Origin of the sequence: Hyphomicrobium sp. 1Nfss2.1 (genome assembly GCF_965243865.1) — a bacterium.
GTDB lineage: Bacteria > Pseudomonadota > Alphaproteobacteria > Rhizobiales > Hyphomicrobiaceae > Hyphomicrobium_A.
Window position 1 is genome coordinate 3,960,865 of sequence record NZ_OZ251603.1, and the last position, 22,638, is coordinate 3,983,502.

At 63.7% G+C, this 22,638-nt stretch carries 21 protein-coding genes; 17 read left to right on the forward strand and 4 right to left on the reverse strand.

What is annotated here, in order from left to right; genetic code table 11:
* Positions 1-49: 49 nt before the first annotated feature.
* The 5 genes from ACP15D_RS19335 (at position 50) to ACP15D_RS19355 (ending at position 6,491) form a co-directional block, all read left to right on the forward strand.
* Complete coding sequence (locus tag ACP15D_RS19335) at positions 50-1,309, forward strand: sarcosine oxidase subunit beta family protein (RefSeq protein WP_424959033.1); 1,260 nt, start codon at positions 50-52, stop codon at positions 1,307-1,309.
* A gap of 24 nt (positions 1,310-1,333) precedes the next feature.
* Positions 1,334-1,630 carry a sarcosine oxidase subunit delta gene (locus tag ACP15D_RS19340; protein ID WP_072376864.1) on the forward strand — a complete coding sequence of 99 codons (297 nt, stop codon included), beginning with the start codon at positions 1,334-1,336 and terminating at the stop codon, positions 1,628-1,630.
* Complete coding sequence (locus ACP15D_RS19345) at positions 1,630-4,638, forward strand: sarcosine oxidase subunit alpha family protein (protein ID WP_424959034.1); 3,009 nt, start codon at positions 1,630-1,632, stop codon at positions 4,636-4,638. The genes ACP15D_RS19340 and ACP15D_RS19345 overlap by 1 nt, the downstream gene beginning before the upstream one ends.
* 1 nt (position 4,639) lies before the next feature.
* Positions 4,640-5,212 (forward strand): sarcosine oxidase subunit gamma, encoded by a 573-nt coding sequence (locus ACP15D_RS19350; protein ID WP_424959285.1) that lies wholly within the window; start codon positions 4,640-4,642, stop codon positions 5,210-5,212.
* A gap of 217 nt (positions 5,213-5,429) precedes the next feature.
* Complete coding sequence (locus ACP15D_RS19355) at positions 5,430-6,491, forward strand: glycosyltransferase family 4 protein (protein ID WP_424959035.1); 1,062 nt, start codon at positions 5,430-5,432, stop codon at positions 6,489-6,491.
* 64 nt (positions 6,492-6,555) lie between these two features.
* Here ACP15D_RS19355 and ACP15D_RS19360 read toward each other — a convergent pair whose 3' ends face one another.
* Entirely contained in the window at positions 6,556-7,644 is a 1,089-nt protein-coding gene (locus ACP15D_RS19360; RefSeq protein WP_424959036.1) for a glycosyltransferase family 25 protein, read from the reverse strand.
* A gap of 65 nt (positions 7,645-7,709) precedes the next feature.
* Here ACP15D_RS19360 and ACP15D_RS19365 point away from each other — a divergent pair, with 65 nt between their 5' ends.
* A complete protein-coding gene (locus tag ACP15D_RS19365) occupies positions 7,710-7,874 on the forward strand; it encodes a hypothetical protein (RefSeq protein ID WP_424959037.1) in 165 nt (54 codons plus the stop codon).
* Between the two features lie 14 nt (positions 7,875-7,888).
* Here ACP15D_RS19365 and ACP15D_RS19370 read toward each other — a convergent pair whose 3' ends face one another.
* Positions 7,889-8,062 (reverse strand): hypothetical protein, encoded by a 174-nt coding sequence (locus tag ACP15D_RS19370; RefSeq protein ID WP_171988128.1) that lies wholly within the window; start codon positions 8,060-8,062, stop codon positions 7,889-7,891.
* A gap of 205 nt (positions 8,063-8,267) precedes the next feature.
* On the opposite strand from ACP15D_RS19370, the gene ACP15D_RS19375 reads away from it, so the two are divergent.
* Positions 8,268-8,657 (forward strand): tautomerase family protein, encoded by a 390-nt coding sequence (locus tag ACP15D_RS19375; protein ID WP_424959038.1) that lies wholly within the window; start codon positions 8,268-8,270, stop codon positions 8,655-8,657.
* Positions 8,658-8,682: 25 nt separating this feature from the next.
* On the opposite strand, the gene ACP15D_RS19380 is transcribed toward ACP15D_RS19375, so the two are convergent.
* Entirely contained in the window at positions 8,683-9,288 is a 606-nt protein-coding gene (locus ACP15D_RS19380; RefSeq protein ID WP_424959039.1) for a TetR/AcrR family transcriptional regulator, read from the reverse strand.
* Positions 9,289-9,410: 122 nt separating this feature from the next.
* Here ACP15D_RS19380 and ACP15D_RS19385 point away from each other — a divergent pair, with 122 nt between their 5' ends.
* The 8 genes from ACP15D_RS19385 (at position 9,411) to ACP15D_RS19420 (ending at position 19,597) form a co-directional block, all read left to right on the forward strand.
* Complete coding sequence (locus ACP15D_RS19385) at positions 9,411-10,085, forward strand: FMN-dependent NADH-azoreductase (RefSeq protein WP_424959287.1); 675 nt, start codon at positions 9,411-9,413, stop codon at positions 10,083-10,085.
* Positions 10,086-10,125: 40 nt separating this feature from the next.
* Positions 10,126-11,355, forward strand: a complete 1,230-nt coding sequence (locus ACP15D_RS19390; protein WP_424959040.1) for an efflux RND transporter periplasmic adaptor subunit — start codon at positions 10,126-10,128, stop codon at positions 11,353-11,355.
* Between the two features lie 11 nt (positions 11,356-11,366).
* Entirely contained in the window at positions 11,367-14,546 is a 3,180-nt protein-coding gene (locus tag ACP15D_RS19395) for an efflux RND transporter permease subunit (RefSeq protein WP_424959041.1), read from the forward strand.
* A 169-nt stretch (positions 14,547-14,715) separates the two neighbouring features.
* Complete coding sequence (locus ACP15D_RS19400) at positions 14,716-15,174, forward strand: (2Fe-2S)-binding protein (protein WP_424959042.1); 459 nt, start codon at positions 14,716-14,718, stop codon at positions 15,172-15,174.
* Between the two features lie 2 nt (positions 15,175-15,176).
* Positions 15,177-17,342: a molybdopterin cofactor-binding domain-containing protein gene (locus ACP15D_RS19405; RefSeq protein WP_424959043.1), complete on the forward strand. Its 2,166-nt coding sequence runs from the start codon at positions 15,177-15,179 to the stop codon at positions 17,340-17,342.
* Between the two features lie 11 nt (positions 17,343-17,353).
* Positions 17,354-17,965, forward strand: coding sequence for an Isoquinoline 1-oxidoreductase subunit (locus ACP15D_RS19410; RefSeq protein WP_424959044.1), 612 nt, complete (start codon positions 17,354-17,356; stop codon positions 17,963-17,965).
* 22 nt (positions 17,966-17,987) lie between these two features.
* Positions 17,988-19,001, forward strand: a complete 1,014-nt coding sequence (locus tag ACP15D_RS19415; protein WP_424959045.1) for an XdhC family protein — start codon at positions 17,988-17,990, stop codon at positions 18,999-19,001.
* Positions 18,998-19,597 carry a nucleotidyltransferase family protein gene (locus ACP15D_RS19420; RefSeq protein WP_424959046.1) on the forward strand — a complete coding sequence of 200 codons (600 nt, stop codon included), beginning with the start codon at positions 18,998-19,000 and terminating at the stop codon, positions 19,595-19,597. The genes ACP15D_RS19415 and ACP15D_RS19420 overlap by 4 nt, the downstream gene beginning before the upstream one ends.
* A 12-nt stretch (positions 19,598-19,609) precedes the next feature.
* Here ACP15D_RS19420 and metC read toward each other — a convergent pair whose 3' ends face one another.
* On the reverse strand, positions 19,610-20,797 hold the full coding sequence (metC, locus tag ACP15D_RS19425; protein ID WP_424959047.1) for a cystathionine beta-lyase: 1,188 nt from the start codon (positions 20,795-20,797) through the stop codon (positions 19,610-19,612).
* 176 nt (positions 20,798-20,973) lie between these two features.
* On the opposite strand from metC, the gene ACP15D_RS19430 reads away from it, so the two are divergent.
* Positions 20,974-22,017, forward strand: coding sequence for an amino acid ABC transporter substrate-binding protein (locus ACP15D_RS19430; RefSeq protein WP_424959048.1), 1,044 nt, complete (start codon positions 20,974-20,976; stop codon positions 22,015-22,017).
* Positions 22,018-22,042: 25 nt separating this feature from the next.
* Positions 22,043-22,627 (forward strand): hypothetical protein, encoded by a 585-nt coding sequence (locus ACP15D_RS19435; RefSeq protein WP_424959049.1) that lies wholly within the window; start codon positions 22,043-22,045, stop codon positions 22,625-22,627.
* Positions 22,628-22,638 lie beyond the last annotated feature (11 nt).

The following is a 22,638-nucleotide window of genomic DNA, read 5'->3' on the forward strand; positions in this document are numbered from 1 at the left end:
ACAACGCCGTCCGGGCGTATTAGTGAACCAATCACGATGGATTGGACCCATGGCCAGCGATCACTACTCGATATTCTCGGTTCTGCGCGAGGCCCTTCGTGGCCACACCGGTTGGAAGCCAGCTTGGCGCAACGCCACCCCGCAGCCTGACTATGACGTCGTCATCATCGGCGGCGGCGGCCATGGCCTTGCGACGGCATTCTACCTTGCCAAGATGTTCGGCATCACCCGCGTAGCGGTACTGGAGAAGGGCTGGATCGGCGGCGGCAATGTTGGCCGCAACACCACGATCGTCCGCTCCAACTATTTGCTTCCCGGCAATATCCCCTTCTACGAACTCTCCATGAAGCTATGGGAGCAGCTCGAGCAGGAGATCAACTATAACGCGATGGTCAGCCAGCGCGGAGTGCTCAACCTCTACCACTCCGACGGCCAGCGTGACGCCTTTGCGCGCCGCGGCAACGCCATGCGCCTACACGGAGTCGACGCCGAGCTGTTGGATCAGCAGGCGGTGCGCAAGATGGTGCCGTTCCTCGATTTCGAGAACGGACGCTTTCCCATCCACGGCGGCCTGCTGCAGCGGCGCGCCGGAACGGTGCGGCACGACGCCGTGGCTTGGGGTTATGCGCGCGCGGCCGATCGGCTCGGCGTCGACATCATTCAGAATTGCGAGGTCAAAGGCTTCCGCTTCGAGGGCGGAAAGGCGGTCGGCGTCGAGACGTCACGCGGCTTCATCGGTGCAAAGAAGATCGGAATGTCCGTCGCCGGAAGCTCGTCACGTGTTGCTGCAATGGCAGGTCTCAAGCTCCCAATCGAAAGTCATGTCCTCCAGGCTTTCGTTACCGAGGCCATCAAGCCATTCATCGACGGCGTGGTGACGTTCGGCGCCGGCCACTTCTACATCAGCCAGTCCGACAAGGGCGGCCTCGTATTCGGCGGCGACCTCGACGGTTACAACAGCTACGCGCAGCGCGGAAACCTGCCCGTCGTCGAAGACGTCTGCGAGGGCGGCATGGCGCTGATGCCTCGCATCGGCCGCGTGCGCGTGCTGCGCAACTGGGGCGGCATCATGGATATGTCCATGGACGGCAGCCCGATCATCGATCACACGCCGATCCCGGGGCTCTACCTCAATGCCGGCTGGTGCTACGGCGGCTTCAAGGCCACCCCCGCCGCAGGTGTGTGCTTTGCGCATCTCATCGCCCGCGATGCCCCGCACGAGACTGCCAAAGCTTATCGCCTCGATCGCTTCGCGACGGGGCATGCCATCGACGAAAAGGGTATGGGCCCGCAGCCCAACCTCCACTGATCAACAGGTGCCGGGAGCAAAGCCATGCGCATCGCATGTCCATACTGTGGCGAGCGTAGCCTCGATGAATTCATCTACTCCGGCGACGCCACCGTCCGGCGCCCGGATGCCTCCGCACCGACGGCGAGCGAGGACTACGTGAAGTACGTCTATGAGCGCACCAACCCGCCGGGAATGCATCGCGAGCTTTGGTACCACGCCGCCGGCTGCCACGCCTGGCTCGTTGTCAGCCGCGATATCTCTACCCACGCCATCTCGTCCGTCGAGCTGGCCAAGGACGTCGCACTCGCCAACAACCAGGCAATGAAAGAGTCCGCCTGATGGCCCGCACGAAAGAAGCCCCGCGCCGCGACCCGCTCCAGCCGCAACGCCTCGTTGACGGCGGCATCGTCGATCACCGCCGCACTATCGAATTTTCATTCGACGGCGTGACCTACAAGGGCCATCCCGGTGACACTGTAGCCTCCGCGCTGCTCGCCAATGGCGTCATGCTCGCCGGCCGCTCGTTCAAGTATCACCGTCCGCGCGGCATCCTGAGCGCCGGCTCCGAGGAGCCGAGTGCACTGCTCGAACTGCGCGATGGCGCCCGCCGCGAGCCCAACACCAAAGCCACCACGGCCGAGCTGTTCGACGGCCTCGAAGCCAAGAGCCAGAACCGCTGGCCCTCGCTCGACTTCGACGTCATGAGCGTCAACTCGCTGCTGTCGAAAGTGTTCGTCGCCGGCTTCTACTACAAGACCTTCATGTGGCCGGCCGCCCTTTGGGAGAAGCTGTACGAGCCGGCGATCCGCCGCGCCGCCGGCCTTGGCCGCGCGTCCGATGCCGCCGATCCAGACGTCTACGAGAAGACGACGGCTCACACTGACGTTCTCATCATTGGCGGTGGACCCGCCGGCCTCATGGCCGCCCTGGCAGCCGCGCAGTCCGGCAAGCGCGTCATCCTTGTCGACGAGCAGGCAGCGCTCGGCGGACGCGCCATCGACGATGGCTCGATCATCGACGGCCGCCCCGCGCGCGAGTGGGTGCGTTCCGTGGAGGCCGAGCTGGCGAGCCTGCCCGACGTCACCATTTTGCGCCGCACGACCGTGTTCGGCACCTACGACGGCGGCACTTACGGTGCCCTCGAGCGTGTGAACGACCACGTTGCCGTCCCGCAGAAGCATCAGCCGCGTCAGCGTCTCTGGCGCATCGTTGCCAAGCACGCGGTTCTGGCTACCGGAGCGACTGAGCGACCGATCGTGTTCGGCGACAATGATCGCCCTGGCGTGATGCTGGCAGGTGCGGTGCGCACCTACATCAACCGCTTCGGCGTTGTGCCGGGCGACCGCGTCGTCGTCTTCGCCAACAACGACTACGCCGTCAGCACCGTCACCGACCTCATCAACGCCGGCGCAAACGTCGTTGCGATCGTCGACTCTCGACCCAAGCCTTCCGAAGCCATCTCGCGCATCGCCAGCAGCGCCGGCACTAAGCTCCTATCGGGTGCTGTTGTCACGCGCGCCCTTGGCAAGAAGCGCGTAACCAGCGCTCTCATCCGCACGCAGAGCGGAGCCGAAGTCCGGCTGTTCTGCGACCTCATCGCCGTCTCAGGCGGATGGAACCCCAATATCCAGTTGTCGACCCACGTCGGCGGCAAGCCACAGTGGAATGACGATCTGCTCTGTTTCCTCCCAGGCTCGCTACCGCCCGGCATGTTACTCGCCGGCGCGGTAGCGGGGAATTTCTCGCTACCCAAGGCCCTCGGCAGCGGTGCCGACGCTGGAGCTACCGCGGTGGCCAACGGAGCCAAGTCCTCGAGCATCCCCGTTCCAAAGGCTGCCGAGGAAAGCGTCCGCATCGCCCCGCTGTGGCGCGTCGAGGATCACTCCGGAAAGGCCTTCGTCGACTTCCAGAACGACGTGACCGATACCGATGTTGAGCTGGCTGAGCGCGAGGGCTTCCGCGCTGTCGAACATTTGAAGCGCTACACGACGCTCGGAATGGCGACGGACCAGGGCCGGACCGCCAACGTCAACGCGCTCGCCATCATGGCGGATATCACCGGCCGCACCATTCCGCAGACCGGCATGACTCTCGCGCGTCCGCCCTATGTTCCGGTTGCCGTTGGCGCGCTTGCCGGTCATCACCGCGGCAAGAGCTTCAAGCCGACCCGCCTGCCGCCGTCCTACAAGTGGGCCAAGGAGCAGGGCGCCGTATGCGTCGAGACCGGCCTTTGGCTGCGTCCCAGCTATTTCCCGCGCCCGGGCGAGAAGGACTGGCTGGATACGGTGAAGCGCGAGGTGAACACCGTGCGCAACGCCGCCGGCATCTGCGATGTGTCGACGCTCGGCAAGGTCGACGTGCAGGGCAAGGATGCGGCTGCGTTCCTCGAACGCGTCTACATGAACAACCTGAAAAGTCTGGCGATCGGCAAGGCCCGTTATGGCGGCATGCTGCGCGAGGATGGCATCCTCTTCGACGACGGCACTGTCGCGCGCTTCGCTGAGAACCACTACTTCATTACGACGACCACGGCCAACGCCGTGCGTGCACTCCAGCACATGGAGTATTGCGCTCAGTGGCTATGGCCGGAGCTCGATGTGCAGATTATCTCGGCCACCGAGCAGTGGGCGCAGTATGCCGTTGCCGGCCCGAGGTCTCGCGAGCTTCTGCAGAAGATCGTGGACCCCGAGTTCGACATCTCAGATGCCGGCTTCCCCTATCTGCAAGTGGGCGAGATCACGGTATGCGGCGGCGTCAAAGCTCGCTTGTTCCGCCTCTCGTTCTCCGGGGAGCGCGCGTACGAAATCGGCGTTCCGGCGCGCTACGGCGATGCACTGATGCGCCAGCTGTGGGAAGCAGGCCGTGAGTTCGGCGCCTGCGCCTATGGCACCGAGGCCCTCGGCGTCATGCGCATCGAGAAGGGGCACATCTCAGGCCCCGAGCTCAACGGAGCCACGACACCCCGCGACGTCGGTCTCGGCGGCATGGTGTCGAAGACGAAGGACTTCGTCGGCCGCACCCTCGGCGCCAGGCCGGGCATCGTCGACCCCGAGCGTCCGCAGCTCATCGGCTTCCGACCGGTGGATCGAACGGTAAGACTGCGCTCGGGCGCGCACTTCCTCGCCAAGGGCGCTAAACCAACCGCCGCCAATGACGAAGGCTACATGACCTCGGTCGCCTATTCGCCTTCCAACGGCCATTGGATCGGCCTCGGCTTCCTGAAGCATGGCTCCGAGCGTGTCGGCGAGATTGTCCGCGCTTATGATCCCGTGCGCGGCGGCGACACACTCGTCGAAGTCGTGAAACCCGTATTCGTCGATCCCGAAGGAGCGCGCGTCCGTGGCTAACATGCTGAAACCAACGTCTGCGTTCTCGCACCTCGACCCGCTCTCGACACCGAGCCTCTCTGTGGCTCCGCGCGAGGACCTGACCATGGCGAGCTTTGCCGCCGGCAAGGACCAAGTGCAGGCAGTCATGGCGGCTATCAAGAGCGCCTATGGCGTCGACCTGCCGCGTCGCCCCGCGCGCGTTTCGGGTAAGGGTATCGCCTTTGTCTGGGCAAGCCCTGATCAATGGCTGGCCGTCGCTGAACGCGGCACCAACCGCGATATGGAGCGCGAGCTGAAATCGCTCCTCAGCAGAATGGCCTCGGTTGTCGATCAATCGGATGGTCGCGTGGTCGTGCGCGTGTCGGGACCACTGTCGCGCCAGGTGCTGGCCAAAGGCATCCCCATCGATCTTCACCCGCGCGCCTTCGGCGCAAACGCGGCTGCTATCACGCACGCAAGCCACATCGGTGTGATCATGTGGCAGCTGGAAGATGCTTCGACCTTCGAGCTGGCCATGTTCCGCAGCTACGCCGACAGCTTTGCCCACTGGCTGATCGAGACTGCCGAGGCGACGCTGCCAGCGACGGCGTAGGCTCTTAGGCTCTCTCACCAATGGGCGTGCGCGGCGGGTGACTGCCGTTCAACCTAGCGTTGCCACATGCATATGTGTGCGTGATTCAGACAGTTTTCTGCACATGAATTTGCCCACTTTGACCACGACAATCTCACCGCCGCATTGACTTCGCGGCGGCCCAGTCGCTCCGCTAGTGGAGGCTGCGCTGACTTCCCTCAGGGACGACCGGTACTTCATGCGGATACTCTTCCTCAACAAAACCCGTGCGGACGAGTTTCGCAATTTCGACTACGCGAGTCTCGAAGGTCTTCGCGGTGCCGAACGCACGTCGCTCTATCTCGCGGAAGCGCTGGGCGCACGCGGCCATGAGGTGGTGCTGACGTGCGCCGGAGCGCCTGACGCGACCCAGATTGGCCACGTGACAGTTGCGAGCCCAGCCGCGGCGCTTGCACAATTATACGACGTCGCCATCAGCAACAACTTCGCGAAAGCCTTCGATGGCGTCGTCGCGCCGGTGAAAATGGTCTGGACCCACAATCCGGGATTTACTCAGACCCACCTCAAGGCAGACCTTCTCGCCAAATGGCGTCACAAGCCGCATCTCGTGCATCTGTCGCAATATACGCGCAAGCGATCATGGATGCTGCCGCGTTCCGGTGACACGATCATCCATCATGGCATGCCGGTAGAGCTGCTGGCCTCGCGCGCAGCCCGCGACGCCCCGCCGCCGCCGATCGCTGTTTTCGCGTCTTACCCCGGACGCAACCTTCGCAAGGTCGTCCGCGCATGGTGCGATGTCGTCCATCCGCGCGTGCCGCAGGCAAAGCTGATTGTCACCTCTGACGCTAAGCCCAAGCATCTCGACGGTCGCACGCCGGCCGAACTGCGTGACAGCAACATCGAAATCCGCGGAACGGTGCCTTGGACGCAGTTGATGGACCTACTGCGCACTGCGCGAGTCTTCATAGCGCCCGGCCACTGGCAGGAGACTTATAACCTTCTCTCGATCGAGGCGGCGGCGTGCGGCGTGCCGACAGTCACGATGGGCAGCGGCGCATTGCGCGAGCGCGTCATCCATGATCAGACCGGCTGCATCGAGCCAACCATCGGCAGAATGGGCGCCGCGATTGCCCGCGTCCTGACCGACGATGCGTTGTGGCAGCGCTATCATCGCGCCTGCCTGTCCCATCCCGATCTCATTTCTTGGGAGCAGTGCGCTGATGAGTGGGAGCGCTGCATGACCGCTCTCGCGCACAGCGAACGCGATCGCAACCACGCGGAAGCACGCGCGGCGTGACGGTGGCGTTCCTGCAAGACAATGCAGAGTGCGCGAGCCAGCTGTGAAGGAACAGCTGCGGCTGCTACGGCGTTGTAGCGCCGCCCGGCATCGCGTTCGCACCCTTGATGCTGAGGCGTTCTAAAGCCGGCTGCAAGCCCAGCATCTTGACGATGCGCCGCGTGCCGTTGCGCAGCGCGCAGCGGCCCCACGTCAGCGGCCCGAGAGTGCGCAGATTGAACAGCACCCCGCTTGGGGTGTGCAGCGGATTGCCGGTCCAGCAATAGCGCGACGGGAGAGGAAGCCCCCGGCGCAGGCGCGAGTGATTGCCCATGAGGTGGATCGCCGACGCAAAGCCTTCAGGTTTGATGAAGCACGGCGTCACGCCATAGATATCCAGCCCGAAGCGCCAAGGCTGGCGAAAGTCAGTGTCGATCGGCCAATAGCGCTTCATCGGCTTGAGGAACTTGCGCGCCCCCGATCGGCTGACGAGATATCCGGTCGTCGTTTCGGGAACCCGGGAGTAGCGCACCAGCTTGCGGTCGCCGTCGAGCGCCGAGATGATTTTGACCGCGCGGTTGCTGTCCTTGCACAGGTGGACAAGATCCCAACCCTTGGGCATCGAGGCGATGACACCGCGCACAATCTCCGCGGCGTCGGTCGGCAGAATGGCGTCATCCTCCAGGATCAGCGCGTATTCGAGGTCCTGATCGAGCATGCGCTGCATCGCCACGAGATGGCTTGCATAGCAGCCGACCTCGCCGGGCTTCAACTTCGAATGCAGTGCTGGTCCTTCGAAGAAGAATTCACGGAACTGGCCGGGAACATTCAGCCCCTCGACGCCCGGAATGCGTTCGGCGGTCATGTTCGCGCCGGACAGATGCGCGCAGACCGAACCCCGCCGATCTTCATCACAATCTCTGTTGATGAAGAAGGTCGGGATCGACGCAGACCCAACGAGCTTACTGATTTTCGCAGTAGCGGCCCCATCAGCCGACTCCGCGCGCTCCAGCGACATACGCGCCAACTCCAACTGATACCCCCGCAACCCACTAATACCCTTGTGTAATATTAGGGCTTGACTGGGGCAGACGCGAGAGAAATCTGGTGAATTCGCTAGAGGAGCTGCAACTAAGCTGAGCTGTGTATAGCGGGGATTGAGGTAATTGCGCACTCGTCCCTCTGCGCCCCCCCGTCCTACCCCTTTTGCTGCAACGCCAACCGTCGGGTGAGCAATTTATGCAGCAAGCGATTTTGAAGGCATATCAGGAAGCGGCTCTGTTCTATACGCCCCGGGCCATGATCTGGAATATCAAGACCCTCGGCTTCGGCTGCTGGCTTCGCTGCCTGGCGCTCAATGCGCGTGAATCGCTCGCCGAGCAGTACCGCGGTCTGGCCCGTTAACGCCATCGAGGCGGCTATTCCTCCCCGCTGTAGGGCAGCTCGCCTTCGACGTACGGCCGGACCTGGCGCCAAAGGCGATGGTATTCGTTTGCGTACTGGCGCTGCTCGTCGACGTCATCTGCGATGCGAGAAGCTTCTCGCAGCCGCTCCATTTCCGCCAGCGCCTTCTCAACTTCCTCTCGCGTCATCCATGGCTCCTCGTCGCGCGTCGTTCGAGACAGGGCTCACATACGCCACCTGCGTGACACTACCGCCGTTCGCTGGCCGATCACAATGCGCAAGCCGCCTCGCGTGAGGTTTGCTCGCCAGCCCGGCCAATGTAGGCGAACGTAGAGTTGTCTCGACGGTGACCCCGGCATAAACAGAGCCCCCAACCATCGATCGGGTGTGCCCATGCCGCTTCTCTATTTCAACGTCCTCGAAGGCCGCTCCGATGCGGAGCTGAATGCGATGCTGGACGCCGCCCACCGCGCCATGCTGGCGGCATTCAAGGTCCCCGAGCGCGATCGCTATCAGATCGTCAATGAGTACAAGCCCTCGCGCATGATCATCGAGGATACCGGCCTCGGCATCCCTCGCAGCGACAAAGTCGTTGTCGTTCAGGTCGTCAGCCGGCCGCGGGGCAAGGAGGCAAAGCAGAAATTCTACCGTCTACTGGTAGAAGAGCTCGAAAAGAGCTGCGGAATATCGCCGAACGACGTCATGGTCTCGATTGTCGAAAACACCGATGAAGACTGGTCGTTCGGGCTTGGTCGAGCGCAATTCCTCGAAGGCGATCTTTAGCAGCTGATCTGAAACTGGAATGCCGTCACATTGCGCTCTTCGGCATATGCTCGGCTAGCAGCGAGCGAAGCATTCGGACGACGCGCTGGGCGGGGCCGTTCGAGCAGCACTGCAGCGAAATCCGCGCTCCTTCGAATAGCAGGAACACTTCGTCAGCGAGCTGGTCGGGCTCTTCGCAGCCCGCCTCGCGAAACAGCGCGACGAGGCGGTTGCGCTTGCGAGTCTTGTAGTCCTCGATGATCTGTCGTGCAGGGTGATCGATCTCGCGTAGCTCTACCGCCGCGTTGGCGATGGCGCATCCGCGCTCGCCGCCGTCGGTGAGGATGCGCTCGACGTACTGCACCCATCCTTCGAGCTGGGCGTGCGGGTCGCCCGGGTGAAGTCTCGCCAGATCCTCCCAGACTTCATCGCCCTCCAGGGCGAGCTGGGTGAGATAGGCAGCAATCAGTTCGTCCTTGGAACCAAAGTGCCGATAGAGGGTCATCTTGTTGGTCGCGGCCGCCTCCGCGATCGCCTCGACCCCGACTGCGCGGATGCCGTGGCGGTAAAATAGCGTCCGCGCGGCATTGAGAATGCGATCGCGCGGGGGAGGCGGAGACGCCTCGGGTGTGCGGTTAATAGTGCTTACCATGGCCCTCTTGACATAGGGTGTTACCGGTCAGTATACCAGTGTGCGTTACCGGTCAGTAACACAGAGTGTGGCCCGTGTCAGGTACCAAGTTTCGCGCCGCACCAAATCACTGCGAGCATAACATGCAGCCAACCAGTATAGTTGACGATAGTTTGGTGGCGGACGATGCAGGGGGCAACATTCTCTGCCTCACCAGCAGCCCTCGCCGGGACACCTCCTACTCGAGTCTTGTCGCAATGCGCGTCCTGCGCGAACTGCGGCAGGTCTATCCGGGTGCCACCGTCACGATTCGCGACCTAGCTCGCAACCCTCTGCCGCATATCGACGACGATTTCGTCACCGCGACGCGTTCGATCGCCGGACCGCGCACCGAGCGCCAGCGCGCCCAGGTAGAGCGTTCCGACGCCCTGATCGATGAGCTGTTCGCGGCTGATGTCGTCGTCATCGCCGGCTCGATGATTAATTTTGGCGTCCCGTCCACGCTTAAAGCATGGATCGATCATGTCGTTCGCCCGGATCGCACCTTCCGCTACACTAAGGACGGCTCGCAGGGCCTGCTTCGGGGGCGGCGCGCCATTCTGGTTCTGGCGCGCGGCGGGATCTACTCGGGCGGTCCCCTGCGGTCACACGAGCATGATGAAAGCTATCTACGCTCGGTCCTCGAATTCGTAGGCATCACCGATGTGCAATCGATCCTGATCGAAGGCATGGGGCTTGGTCCCGAGTTTGCAGAACGAGCAGTGGATGCCGCCATGCGGCGAGCCGGAGCGGTAGCGGGGGTTCTGGCTCACGCCTGAACCGGCCCGCGCAATCTAAGACATCAAACGGGAGCGCGTGATGCGCTCCCTTCAGCTTATCGAAATGGTCGCTATGCCCATCTCCGTATTCCCGCGCCTTGCCCTGCCTCTGGCGCTCATGTCGCTTCTATCTCTGGCTGGCTGCGGCGAGCAGAACACCAGCGCCCAGGGCGCGCCTCCGCCCCCGCCGCAGGTCACGGTGGCTGTGCCGCAGCAGAAGAAGGTGACCGATCACGACGAGTACGTCGGTCGCTTCGTCGCGCTCGATTACGTCGAGGTGCGCGCGCGTGTTTCCGGCTACCTTGAGAAGATCCACTTCACCGACGGCCAGATGGTGAAAGAGGGTGAGCTTCTGTTCACCATCGATCGCCGCCCGTTCGAGGCGACGGTGCAGCAGGCGAGGGCGGCTCTCGAGCAGGCCAAGGCCAATCTTGCCTACGCCGAAAGCGACCTGAAGCGCGGTGAAAGCCTGCGTACGGGCACCACTATCACGCAGCAGGCACTCGATCAGCGCCTTCAGGCCTCGCGCGTCGCGGCGGCTGCGCTGACTTCGCAGCAGGCTGCGCTCGATCAGGCCGAACTCGATCTCAGCTTCACCGAACTCAAGGCCCCGGTCTCCGGTCGCATCGGCGACCGCCGCGTATCGGTTGGCAACCTCGTTTCGGGCGGTGCCTCCGGCAGCACGACGCTGCTGGCGACGATCGCTTCGATCGATCCCATCCGCTTCGAGTTCACCATGGATGAGGCATCCTACTTGCGCTACCTGCGGATGGTAGGCGCCGCAGCCTCCAGCGCGGCCGATCGCGGCATGACGCTTCCCGTGCGACTGAAACTCATCGACGAGAAGACGTTCGCGCACGAGGGCAAGATCGACTTCGTCGACAACGCGATCGACCGCTCTTCGGGCACGATCCGCGGTCGCGCGATATTTGCCAACGCCGACGGCAGGCTGACCCCCGGCATGTTCGGCCGCATTCAGGTCTCGACTTCCGAGCCGACGGCGGCGCTCCTTGTGCCTGACTCTGCCATCGCGACCGAGCAGGTCCGCAAGTTCGTCTACGTGTTGGGTCCCGACAACGTCGCGACGCCCAAGTACGTGACGCTCGGACAGCTTGTCGACGGCATGCGCGTGGTCGAGGGCCTCGAGCCGAACGACAAGGTCATCGTCAATGGCCTGATGCGCGTTCGCCCGGGTGCCAAGGTCACGCCGCAGGAAGCCACCGCTGATGCTGGCTCCACGCCGAACACGTCCTCTATCCGCACCAACTAGAGCAGGCGCGAATGCGACTTTCGCACTTTTTCATCGACCGGCCGATCTTTGCCAGCGTCATCTCGGTGGTGTTCATCATCCTGGGCGCCGTGGCGGTATTCCGCTTGCCGATTGCCCAGTATCCTGAGATCGCCCCGCCGGTCGTCAACGTCACGGGCCAGTATCCCGGCGCCAGCGCCGAGGTCGTCGCCTCCACCGTCGTTGCTCCGCTCGAGCAGCAGATCAACGGCGTCGAGCGCATGCTTTACATCTCGTCGAACTCGACGGTGGACGGCCGCTTCACGATCTCCGTCACCTTCGATCTCGGCACTGATCTCGATACCGCCCAGGTTCAGGTGCAGAACCGAGTGGCGATCGCACAGCCGCGTCTGCCCGCGGACGTGCGCAACATCGGCGTCACCGTGGCCAAGGCCTCGCCCGACCTGATGATGGTCGTGCATCTCTATTCGCCCGATGCCTCGCGCGACACCCTGTTCATTTCCAACTACGCCTCCGTCAATGTCGTCGACGTATTGAGCCGCATCGAGGGCATCGGCTCTATCACCGTGTTCGGCAGCCGCGACTATTCCATGCGCGTCTGGCTCGACCCTGACCGACTGCAGTCGCTTGGCCTCACTGCCAACGACGTGACCACGGCATTGCAGCGCCAGAACGTGCAGGTTGCCGCCGGTATTCTGAACCAGCCGCCGGTGGAGCACCCTGCCGCCTTCCAGATATCGGTGCAAACACTCGGGCGCCTCGCGGACCCGGCGCAATTCGGCGAGATTGTCGTCAAGCAGAGCAACGACGCCGTCGTGCGCCTGAAGGACGTGGCGCGTGTGGAGCTTGCCGCGCTCGACTACGGCGTGATCTCCTATCTCGACAAATCGCCCGCCGTCGCCCTCGGTATCTTCCAGTTGCCCGGCTCGAATGCCATCGACACCGCCGCCAAGATCAAGGCGACGATGGCGGACCTGTCGAAGAACTTCCCTGAGGGCCTGAAGTACGACATCGTCTACAACCCCACCGACTTCATTCAGCAGTCGGTCGACGCTGTTGTGCATACCATCCTCGAGGCGGTGGTGCTCGTCGTGCTCGTCGTCATTGTGTTCCTGCAGACGTGGCGAGCTGCGATCATTCCCATCGTGGCGATCCCCGTGTCGCTCATCGGCACTTTCTTCCTGATGTCGTTGTTCGGCTTCTCGCTCAACAACCTGTCGCTGTTCGGCCTCGTGCTAGCCATCGGTATCGTTGTCGACGACGCCATCGTCGTGGTCGAGAACGTAGAGCGCAACATGGCCAACGGGCTCAGTCCGCGCGAAGCCGCCTACCGCACCATGGAAGAGGTCGGCTCGGCGCTGATCGCTATCGCGCTCGTGCTCAGTGCCGTGTTCGTGCCCTCGGCATTCATCACCGGCATCTCTGGCCAATTCTATCGTCAGTTCGCTCTCACCATCGCCGGCGCAACGTTCATCTCTCTCGTTGTCTCGCTGACGCTGTCGCCCGCGCTTTGCGCCATGCTGCTGAAGCCGCACTCCGAGAGCCACAGCACCGCCTGGTACATGTGGCCGATCAATGCGTTCTTCCGCGCCTTCAACTGGTCGTTCGACAAGATGTCGTTCGGCTATGGCTGGATGGTCGGCAAGGTCGTGCGCTTCGCCGTGCTTATGCTGATCGTTTATGCGGGCGTGATCTTCTACGGCATGAACGAATTCCGCAAAACGCCGATCGGCTTCATTCCGGCCGTCGACGGCGGCTATCTCATCACCGTCACGCAGCTTCCGCCCGCATCATCGCTGGCCCGCACCGACGCCGTGAACAAGCGCCTCGTCGAAATGGCGCTAGACACGCCGGGCGTTGCGCATGCGGTGAACTTCGTCGGCTTCTCCGGCGCGACGCGCACCAACGCGCCGAACGCGGGCGCCATCTTCGTCACCTTGAAGCCCTTCGATGAGCGCGCCAAGGATCCGAACCAGTCGGCGCAGGCTATTCGCGCCGCGCTGCTGAAGAAGTTCTCACAGGTGCAGGACGCGATGGTACTCGTCGTGCCGCCGCCGCCCGTGCGTGGCATCGGCAGCGCTGGCGGCTTCCGCATGATGGTGCAGGACCGCGGCGGCAATGGCCCAGCCGCGCTGCAACAGGCCGTCATGGCCATGATGGTGAAGGCCAATCAGACGCCTGGCCTGCAGCAGGTGTTCACCCTGTTCGAGAACTCGACGCCGCAGATCTATCTCGACATCGATCGCGTCAAAGCGCAGATGCTCGGCATCAACATCTCCGATGTGTTCACCGCGCTGCAGACTTACCTCGGGTCCGCCTACGTGAACGACTTCAACCTGCTGGGGCGCACCTTCCGCGTCACCGCGCAGGCCGACAGCGCCTATCGCCTCGACATCAAGGACATCCTGAAGCTGCGCGTGCGCAACTCTTCTGGCGATACCGTGCCGCTCGGCAGCTTCACGACCGTACACGATATCTCCGCGCCAGCCCGCGTGCCGCGCTACAACCTTTACCCCGCAGCCGAGCTCGATGGCTCGGCCGCACCTGGATACTCGCAAGGCCAAGCGATCGACCTGATGGAGAAGCTGGCCGCCGAGACGTTGCCGCAGGGCTTCGGCTTCGAGTGGACCGAGCTTGCCTATCAGCAGATCCGCGCCGGCAACACCGCGGTGTTCGCCTTCGCGCTCGGCGTCGTGTTCGTGTTCCTCGTGCTCGCAGCCCAGTTCGAGAGCCTGACGCTGCCGCTCGCGGTGATCCTCATCGTGCCGATGAGTCTCATCGCCTCGATCACAGGCGTCATCATGCGCGGGATGGACAACAACATCCTCACGCAGGTGGGCTTCATCGTGCTCATAGGTCTTGCCGCAAAGAACGCGATCTTGATCGTCGAATTCGCAGCTCAGCTCGAAGAGTCCGGCCACACCAAGGTTCAGGCCGCGACGGAAGCTGCCCGTCTGCGCATGCGACCGATCCTCATGACGTCTCTAGCGTTCATCCTTGGCGTTGTGCCGCTGGTGTGGGCGGTAGGCGCGGGTGCAGAGCTGCGTCAGGCCCTGGGAACCGCGGTGTTCGCCGGCATGATCGGCGTGACCTTCTTCGGTCTCATCTTTACGCCGGTGTTCTACGTGGTCAGCCGCTGGCTCGCCGGTCTCACGAGCAAGCGCCGCGGCGCAGAAGAAGAAACGCCAGGACACATCCATCCGGCCGAATGATCGCCATTAGGCCGGCGCGCATACGTCTTTCGAACTTGGCGAACAATGTGCGCGCCGGTTCTGTGTTTTTTGTAGCGCGAGGGAACCTCCACGCACCGAACCGACGTTATCGGTCAGGTATTCCCCATCCGTCTGCACCCAGCCAACTCCTAACTCAGCGAGGCGCCAGATGATCAAGCTGACAGTCAACGGCAACCCGGTTGAATTCGATGGCGATCCATCGATGCCGCTGCTCTGGTTCCTGCGCGACGAGCAGGACCTGACCGGCACGAAGTTCGGTTGCGGCATCGCCCAGTGCGGCGCCTGCACCGTGCATGTGAACGGCGAGCCGCGCCGCTCGTGCGTTTCGCCGATGGAGACGCTTGACGGCGCCGACATCACCACCATTGAGGGCGCAGCCAGCAAAGAGGTGGAAGCCGTGCGCGCGGCTTGGATCGCGCACGACGTGCCCCAGTGCGGCTACTGCCAATCGGGCCAGATCATGTCCGCTGTCGGCCTGTTGAGCCTCAATCCCAGGCCCACCGACGAGGACATCGACCTCGCCATGACCGGCAACGTCTGCCGTTGCTGCACCTATCATCGGATCCGCACCGCCATCCACGATGCGGCCCAGCGGTTGGAGGGCTGAGCATGAACATTCCGCTGAAAGCAAGCAGGCGCCAGTTCCTTCAGGGCTCTTCCGCTCTCGGGCTCGTCATCGGCTTCCATCTCCCGCTCTCTGGCCACGCCCTGGCGGCTGAGCAGGGAGGCGAGTTCGCGCCGAACGCCTTCGTCCGCATCGCGCCTGACAACACCGTCACGGCCATCTGCAAGCATATCGAGTTTGGCCAGGGGCCATACACCGGCGTCGCCACCATCCTCGCCGATGAACTCGACGCCGACTGGGGCCAGATGCGCGTGGAATCTGCGCCTGCCGACGTGAAGCTTTACGCCAACGCTGCCTTCGGCATCCAGGGCACGGGCGGCTCCACGGCAATGGCAAGCTCATGGGATCAGCTCCGCGCTGCCGGCGCCGAGGCACGCGCACGCATTATTGCCGCCGCCGCGAAAAAGTGGAGCGTCGATCCGGGCTCGATCACGATCGAGAAGGGCGTCGTCAAGGACGCGTCAGGAAACTCAGCGACGTTCGGTGAGCTGGCAGAGCTGGCGCAGGCGACCGAGGTCAAAGGCCCGTTCACGCCCAAGCAGCCGGACGCATGGAAGCTCATCGGCGCCGCCAAGCTGCCGAAAGTCGATACCGTCGAGAAGACCAACGGCAAGGCGCTCTACACCATCGACGTCAAGATGCCTGACATGCTGACGTGCGTGATCGAGCGTCCATCACGCTTCAACGCCAAGGTCAAATCGTTCGATGCCACCGCCGCACTCGCTGTGCCGGGTGTGAAGGAAGTATTCGCCGTCCTGCAGGGCGTCGCTGTTCTTGCCACCGGCTACTGGGCAGCAAAGAACGGCCGTGATGCCCTGAAGGTCGAGTGGGACGAGACCGGAACGGAAGCGCGCAGCTCCCAGCAGATTATCAAGGATTACGTCGATCTCGCCGCCCAGCAGGGCACCGTGGCGCGTAACGACGGCAATGCCGACGCGGCATTGTCGGGTGCTGCCAAGGTCGTCGAAGCAACGTATGTCTTCCCCTATCTTGCCCATGCGCCGATGGAGCCGAACAACTGCGTCATCCATCGCACGGACGACGGCGGTGTCGAGCTGGTGTTTGGCTCGCAGCTCCAGACTGTTGACCAGCAGGTTGCCGCTGGCGTGCTTGGCCTCAAGCCCGAGCAGGTGAAAATCAAGACGCTGCTCGCCGGAGGCAGCTTCGGTCGCCGCGCAACGCCAGCGGGTGACATGGCGGCAGAAGCTGCAGCGGTGCTGAAGGCCGCAAAGCACCAGGGGCCGATCAAAGTTCTCTGGTCGCGCGAGGACGACATCAAGGGCGGCCGCTATCGCCCGATCTTCGTTCACAAGCTGCGCGGGTCGGTCGACAAGGACGGCAACATCAGCGGATGGGACCAGGTCATCGTCGGCCAGTCCTTCATGAAGGGCTCGCCGTTCGAGGCCGGAATGATCAAGGACGGCATCGACCAGACCATGGTCGAAGGCGCCAGCACGCTGCCTTATCAGATCCCCAATTTGCGGGTGTCGGCGCACATGGCAGACGTCGGCGTGCCGACGCTGTGGTGGCGCTCAGTCGGCTCGACGCACACGGCCTTCTCCACCGAGACGTTCCTCGATCAGCTCGCCGAGGTCGCTGGCGCCGACCCGCTGGAGATCCGCCGCAAGTTGCTGGCGAAGCATCCTCGTCATCTCGGCGTGCTCAACCTCGCGGCCGAGAAGGCCGGCTGGGGGACGCCTCTTCCGCAGGGCCGCGCACGCGGGCTGGCGGTGCATGAATCCTTCAAGTCGTTCGTCGCCCACGTCGTCGAGGTCTCGGTCGGCAGCGATGGATTGCCCAAGGTCGAGCGCGTCGTCGTCGCGGCCGATTGCGGCGTCCCCATCAACCCGGACGTCATCACGGCACAGCTCGAAGGCGGCATGGGCTTTGGTCTCTCGGCGGCGATGTTCGCCTCCGTCGACTTGGAGGATGGCCGCGTCGTGCAGTCGAACTTCAACGACTACCGCGTCCTGCGCATCAACGAGATGCCCGACGTCGAGGTGCACATCGTGCCGTCCAAGGAAAAGCCCACCGGCATCGGTGAGCCTGGCACACCACCGATCGCCCCCGCGATCGCCAATGCCTGGGCCAAGCTGACGGGGCAGCACGTGTTCACGCTGCCGTTCTCACATTCCGCCGCGAAGGCATAGGGAGGTGAACCATGGGTAGACTGCTCATCCTCTTTGCCGGCGCGGCGGCCATCGTGACGGTCGGCGCGGCGGTGCCCGCCAAGCAGGCCGACAAGGTCATGACGCTCAAGTCGGTGCACTCCTTTGCTTCAATCCCCGATCAGCAACAGCGCTCGCTCGCGTTGTTTCAGGAGGCGAGCAAAGTCATCACGCATGCGCGCTGCATGAACTGCCATCCGGCGGGCGACCGTCCCGCGCAGGGCGATGACCGTCATCCGCACATGCCGCTGGTCGTGCGCGGCGTCGACAACTTCGGCGCTATCGGCATGCGCTGCACGACCTGCCATGGGCCGAAGAACTTCGATCCGGCAGGCGTCCCCGGCCACCCCGAGTGGCATCTGGCACCTGTCGAAATGGCCTGGGTCGGCAAGTCGCTTGGCGAGATCTGCGAGCAGATCAAGGACCCCGCCCGCAACGGCGGCAAGTCGATGGAAGAACTCGTTCATCATATGGCGGAAGACTCCCTCGTAGGCTGGGGCTGGCACCCCGGCAAAGGACGCGAGCCGGCTCCCGGCACGCAGAAGGAGTTCGGCGAGCTCATCAAGGCATGGGTGGACAGCGGAGCTGTTTGCCCGGCAACATGAGATCGCACAGCGAGGCGCGGCGATGAACATTCAGGTACAGTCACCGGTCGAAGCGGGACGCGACGCTTGGCATATCGCCCGGCGCTGGATCGCCGAACACGGGCGCGTGGCGCTGGCGACGGTTGTCTCCACCTGGGGGTCTGCGCCTGTGCCGGCCGGCGGCCATCTCGTCATCGGCCCCGATGATCGCTTCGAAGGCTCGGTGTCGGGCGGCTGCGTCGAGGCCGACGTCCTCGCAGAAGCGGTCGACATAATGGCATCCGGCCGGCCGAAGCTGCTCGAGTACGGCATCAGCGACGACACCGCCTGGCGCGTCGGCCTGCCGTGCGGTGGAACCATCAAGGTGCTGGTCGAGCCGCTGACTCGCGCCGACCTGCCGCACGTCGATGCCATCATCGATGCGCGCGAGCAGCGCCGCTCCATTGTCCGCGTGACGCGCATTGCCGATGGCCAGCGATCTATCTACCGCGAAGGCGACGCGCTGAGCGGCGATGTCGCGAAGGCTTTGACGTCCGGCATCGTTTGCCTCATCGAAACGCCTGATGGCACCGCGGCCGTGCAGCCGGTCGTGCCGCCTTTGCGCGTCATCATCGTCGGCGCCACGCACATCGGTCAGGTGTTCGCCGACATGGCGCGCCTGACGGGGTATGGTGTCACGGTCGTCGATCCGCGCGCCGCCTTTGCGTCCGAGGAGCGCTTCAGCGCAAGCGCCATCGTCGCTGATTGGCCGCAGGCATCATTTGATCGCATTGGCCTCGATGCCCGCACCGCCGTCGTTGCGCTCACGCACGCTTCGCACATCGACGACGAGGCGATAGCAGCCGCACTGCGCACCCCCTGCATCTACATCGGCGCGCTGGGCTCGCGCGCGACCAATGCCAAGCGCATGGATCGACTGAAGGCGATGGGCTTCGGCGATAATGATCTGCAGCGCATCCACGCACCCATCGGTCTCAACATCGGCGCGAAGGGACCCGCGGAAATCGCCGTCTCGATCCTCGCCGAGATCGTCAAAGTGAGCCGCGGGGCCTCTTGAGCAAGATCGCAGCAGTGCTGCTCGCAGCCGGCGCGTCGCAACGGTTCGGCGCGCCCAACAAGCTGCTCGCTGATCTGCGTGGCAAAGCAATTGTCGTGCACGTGCTCGATGTGCTCGAACGCGCTGGTCTCGTCGGGGTCACTGTCGTCACCGGCTGGGACGCCGACAGCGTCAAGCTGGCTCTGTCGGGCAGAGACGTGCGCTTTGTCCATAATCCCGACTGGGCGACCGGCATGGGTAGCTCGATCGGGGTCGGCATTGCCGCCCTGGGAAGCGACGCCACAGGCGCGATGATCGTGCCGGGTGATATGCCGCTGCTCGAAGCCGACGAGATCGCGCAGCTCGTTGCGCAATTTGATGCAATGGGCGCGGCACGCGTCGTCTATCCCGTTACCGAGCAAGGAGAGCAGCGCAATCCAGTGCTCTGGCCGCGCCGCTTCTTCGCTGACCTGCGGGCGCTCGACCCATCGAACGGTGCCAAGCAGGTGTTGCGCAGGTTGAGCCCCGCAGACTGCCTCGGCGTGCCCATAAGCGACGAGAGCACGCTCATCGATATCGATACACCCGAGGCGCTTTCCGCCGTCCGCAAGGATTGAAAGCCGCGCCGGTTATTTCGTCGTTGCGAGCCGCTCGAGCCCCGCCTGCAGATCGGCGCGCAAATCATCGACATCTTCCAGGCCGATGTGCAGCCGCAGCGCCGGCCCTTCCGGCTGCCACTTCGTCGCCGTGCGATAGCTCGTGACGTCGAACGGGATGACGAGACTTTCGTAGCCGCCCCACGAGAAGCCCATGCCGAACAGCTTCAGCCCGTTGAGCATCGCCGCGACGGCGTCCTTGCTCGCAGGCTTCAAGATCACGCCGAACAATCCGCTGGCACCAAGAAAGTCGCGCTTCCACAGCGCGTGCTGCGGATGGCTCGGTAGCGCCGGATGCAGGACGCGCGCAACCTCCGGCCGCCCTTCCAGCCAGCGCCCGATCTCCAGCCCGGAGCGATGGTGCTGCGCGAGCCGCGTCGCCAAAGTCCTGAGGCCACGCCCGCCTAGGTAGGTCTCTTCCGATCCCGGATTGACCCCGAGCAGATCTTTCGCCTGCGCCACATACTTGGCGGCGCGCGCGTTCGACGTGATTGCACCGAGCATCGCGTCGGCGTGCCCGACGATATATTTCGTGGCCGCTTGGATCGAGACATCGACGCCGTGATCGAACGGCTTGAAGTAGAGCGGGCTCGCCCAGGTGTTGTCCATCAACAGCCACAGGTCGCGTTCGCGCGCCACCTTGGCGATGGCGGGAATGTCCTGCACCTCGAACGTCTGCGATCCCGGGCTCTCTGTGAAAATCAATCGCGTATTCGGCCGCACCAGCTCGGCTATGCCCGCACCGATCAGCGGATCGTAATACGTCGTCTCGACGCCGAGTTTGGCCAGCATGTAGTCGCAGAACTTGCGGGTCGGCTGATAGACGTTGTCGACCATCAGGATATGATCGCCCGCTTTCACAAAAGCGAGGATCGCAGTACTGACCGCCTGATAGCCGGACGCGGTCAACTCGCACGCCGCTCCGCCCTCGATCTCGGCAATTGCGTCTTGCAGGGCCTTGACCGTGGGCGTGCAAGTGCGCCCATAGGTGTAGGGCTGATCGCGATTCCACAATTTCTCGACGGTTGGAAACAAAACCGTCGAGCCCCGATAGACGGGCGGGTTCACGAAGCCAAAGTTATCGTGCGGGGCACGCCCGGCATGGACGACCCGCGTTGCCGGCGCCTCGTGGCGCTCGGGCTTCTTCTCGGAGGATGACATTGAGGCCGATCCTGGATCGCAGAGGTTGCGGCCCGTGTGGCCCATGTTGCCCGCCGGGTCAAGGGCTTGACCTCGTTCCGGTTACGCGGGATTGACCCAAATGTACGTCGCAGGCGCGGGCGTGCACTCTGAACCCTTGCGCGATAGCTCTCGTCGCCCCACACTGAAGCAACGCCATGCGAATATTCCAGCATCTCCGCCGATCTCTCATCGCCGCGATCGCGCTCAGCGCATTGATTCCGCTTGCTCCTTCCGTGGAGGCAGCCGAAACCAGCACGCTCGATTCGATCAGGGCGCGCGGTCAGCTCCTTTGCGGCATCGGCGAGGAGCAGCCGGGGTTCTCTGTGGTCGGACCCAACGGCACGCGCTCGGGAATCGACGTCGAGTTCTGCCAAGCCCTCGCGGTGGCCGTTTTTGGCAGCAAGGACGCAGTGAAATTCTGGCCTTTGAGCGCCAACGACCGATTTAAGGCACTGCAATCGGGTGACGTCGACGTGCTGGCCCGCGGCGCCACCTGGACCCTCAGCCGCGACACCGAGCTCGGCGCCCGTTTCACCGGCGTCCTGTTTTACGACGGCCAGGGCTTCCTCACCCGCCGCGGCAACGCCGTTGCCAGTGTGCTGGAACTGTCCGGAGCCTCGGTCTGCGCTCTTCCTGGCGCAATGGGAGAGCAGGGCCTCGCTAACTTCTTCGGTGCTCAGCGCATGCGCTATCAGGTTGTGGCCCAGGAAAACTGGGGCGATCTGGTCAAGGCATATGCAGCCGGCAACTGCACCGTCCTGACCGGCGACATTTCGCTTCTCGCCGAAGCACGCAGCAAGCTGCCCGTCCCGGCCGACCACATCATCCTGCCCGAGCTTATCACCAAGGAGCCACTGGGGCCGGCCGTCCGCCAGGACGATCCGCAGTGGTTTGCGGTTGTGCGCTGGACGCTGATGGCGTTGATCGAGGCCGAGGAGCTGGGGCTGACCAGCGCCAACGTCGACGCACAGCGCGCATCGACCGACCCGAGCATCCGCCGCTTCCTAGGCATCGAGGCGAACCTCGGACAAGCCCTTGGGCTCCCCCGCGACTGGGCCTACCAGATCGTCAAGAACGTAGGAAACTACGGCGAGATCTTCGATCGGTCCTTAGGCACGAAATCGGACCTGAAGCTGGCGCGTGGTCTCAACAACTCATGGACCAAGGGCGGTCTGATGTATTCGATGCCCTTCCGTTGACACCGGCAATATTGAGTTCAGCGTGATGATGCTCGTGTCTGCGCCGCCGATCGACCCCAACGTCGCGTTGGTCGGCATCGCCGTTGCCGCGGTGCTGATAACGCTCGTTTTGCTCGTCATCCGCAATCGGCAGATTTCCCGCCAACGCTCGAAGCCAGATCACGCACAGCAGGGGCTCGCAGCCCCGGAAGCCGCAGAGCCGGTAGAGCAGGCTCAGCCCGTCGCCCAGCTCATCGCTGATGACGGCCCAGCTCTGCTCGCAGCCGTAAAGGAGGCAGAGGCCGAAGGCGCCGACGCTCGCCTTGCCGGGCTTTATCTCTCTCTGGCCCAACGTCAACTCGACAGCGGCCAAGCGCACGATGCGGCCGAGCTGATGCGCAAGGCCATCCGCGCGGCAACCGCCTCTGGCCAGAAGAGCGCGCACGCCAAGGCCCGAGTGGCGCTCGGCGATTTGGTCCAAGTTTCCGGCGACCCGGCAACCGCATGCGAGCATTGGCAGATCGCGCGTACGTTGTTTCACGAACTGGGGCAGCGCAGCGACTTCGATGCCGTCGACGCCCGCATGCTGCGCAACGGCTGCCCCAGCGACTGGGTGCTGACGGATTTCTAGCCGCGACGGCA

Bases quoted from the DNA above. Each gene is read 5' to 3' on its own strand.
- ACP15D_RS19415 (WP_424959045.1), top strand. From the start codon at position 17,988: ATGAACATTCAGGTACAGTCACCGGTCGAAGCGGGACGCGACGCTTGG.
- ACP15D_RS19340 (WP_072376864.1), top strand. From the start codon at position 1,334: ATGCGCATCGCATGTCCATACTGTGGCGAGCGTAGCCTCGATGAATTC.
- ACP15D_RS19370 (WP_171988128.1), bottom strand. From the start codon at position 8,062: ATGACGCGAGAGGAAGTTGAGAAGGCGCTGGCGGAAATGGAGCGGCTG.
- ACP15D_RS19385 (WP_424959287.1), top strand. From the start codon at position 9,411: ATGCAGCCAACCAGTATAGTTGACGATAGTTTGGTGGCGGACGATGCA.
- ACP15D_RS19345 (WP_424959034.1), top strand. From the start codon at position 1,630: ATGGCCCGCACGAAAGAAGCCCCGCGCCGCGACCCGCTCCAGCCGCAA.
- ACP15D_RS19390 (WP_424959040.1), top strand. From the start codon at position 10,126: ATGCGCTCCCTTCAGCTTATCGAAATGGTCGCTATGCCCATCTCCGTA.
- ACP15D_RS19405 (WP_424959043.1), top strand. From the start codon at position 15,177: ATGAACATTCCGCTGAAAGCAAGCAGGCGCCAGTTCCTTCAGGGCTCT.
- ACP15D_RS19380 (WP_424959039.1), bottom strand. From the start codon at position 9,288: ATGGTAAGCACTATTAACCGCACACCCGAGGCGTCTCCGCCTCCCCCG.
- ACP15D_RS19350 (WP_424959285.1), top strand. From the start codon at position 4,640: ATGCTGAAACCAACGTCTGCGTTCTCGCACCTCGACCCGCTCTCGACA.
- ACP15D_RS19395 (WP_424959041.1), top strand. From the start codon at position 11,367: ATGCGACTTTCGCACTTTTTCATCGACCGGCCGATCTTTGCCAGCGTC.
- ACP15D_RS19430 (WP_424959048.1), top strand. From the start codon at position 20,974: ATGCGAATATTCCAGCATCTCCGCCGATCTCTCATCGCCGCGATCGCG.
- ACP15D_RS19400 (WP_424959042.1), top strand. From the start codon at position 14,716: ATGATCAAGCTGACAGTCAACGGCAACCCGGTTGAATTCGATGGCGAT.
- ACP15D_RS19355 (WP_424959035.1), top strand. From the start codon at position 5,430: ATGCGGATACTCTTCCTCAACAAAACCCGTGCGGACGAGTTTCGCAAT.
- ACP15D_RS19365 (WP_424959037.1), top strand. From the start codon at position 7,710: ATGCAGCAAGCGATTTTGAAGGCATATCAGGAAGCGGCTCTGTTCTAT.
- ACP15D_RS19435 (WP_424959049.1), top strand. From the start codon at position 22,043: ATGATGCTCGTGTCTGCGCCGCCGATCGACCCCAACGTCGCGTTGGTC.
- ACP15D_RS19375 (WP_424959038.1), top strand. From the start codon at position 8,268: ATGCCGCTTCTCTATTTCAACGTCCTCGAAGGCCGCTCCGATGCGGAG.
- metC (WP_424959047.1), bottom strand. From the start codon at position 20,797: ATGTCATCCTCCGAGAAGAAGCCCGAGCGCCACGAGGCGCCGGCAACG.
- ACP15D_RS19335 (WP_424959033.1), top strand. From the start codon at position 50: ATGGCCAGCGATCACTACTCGATATTCTCGGTTCTGCGCGAGGCCCTT.
- ACP15D_RS19410 (WP_424959044.1), top strand. From the start codon at position 17,354: ATGGGTAGACTGCTCATCCTCTTTGCCGGCGCGGCGGCCATCGTGACG.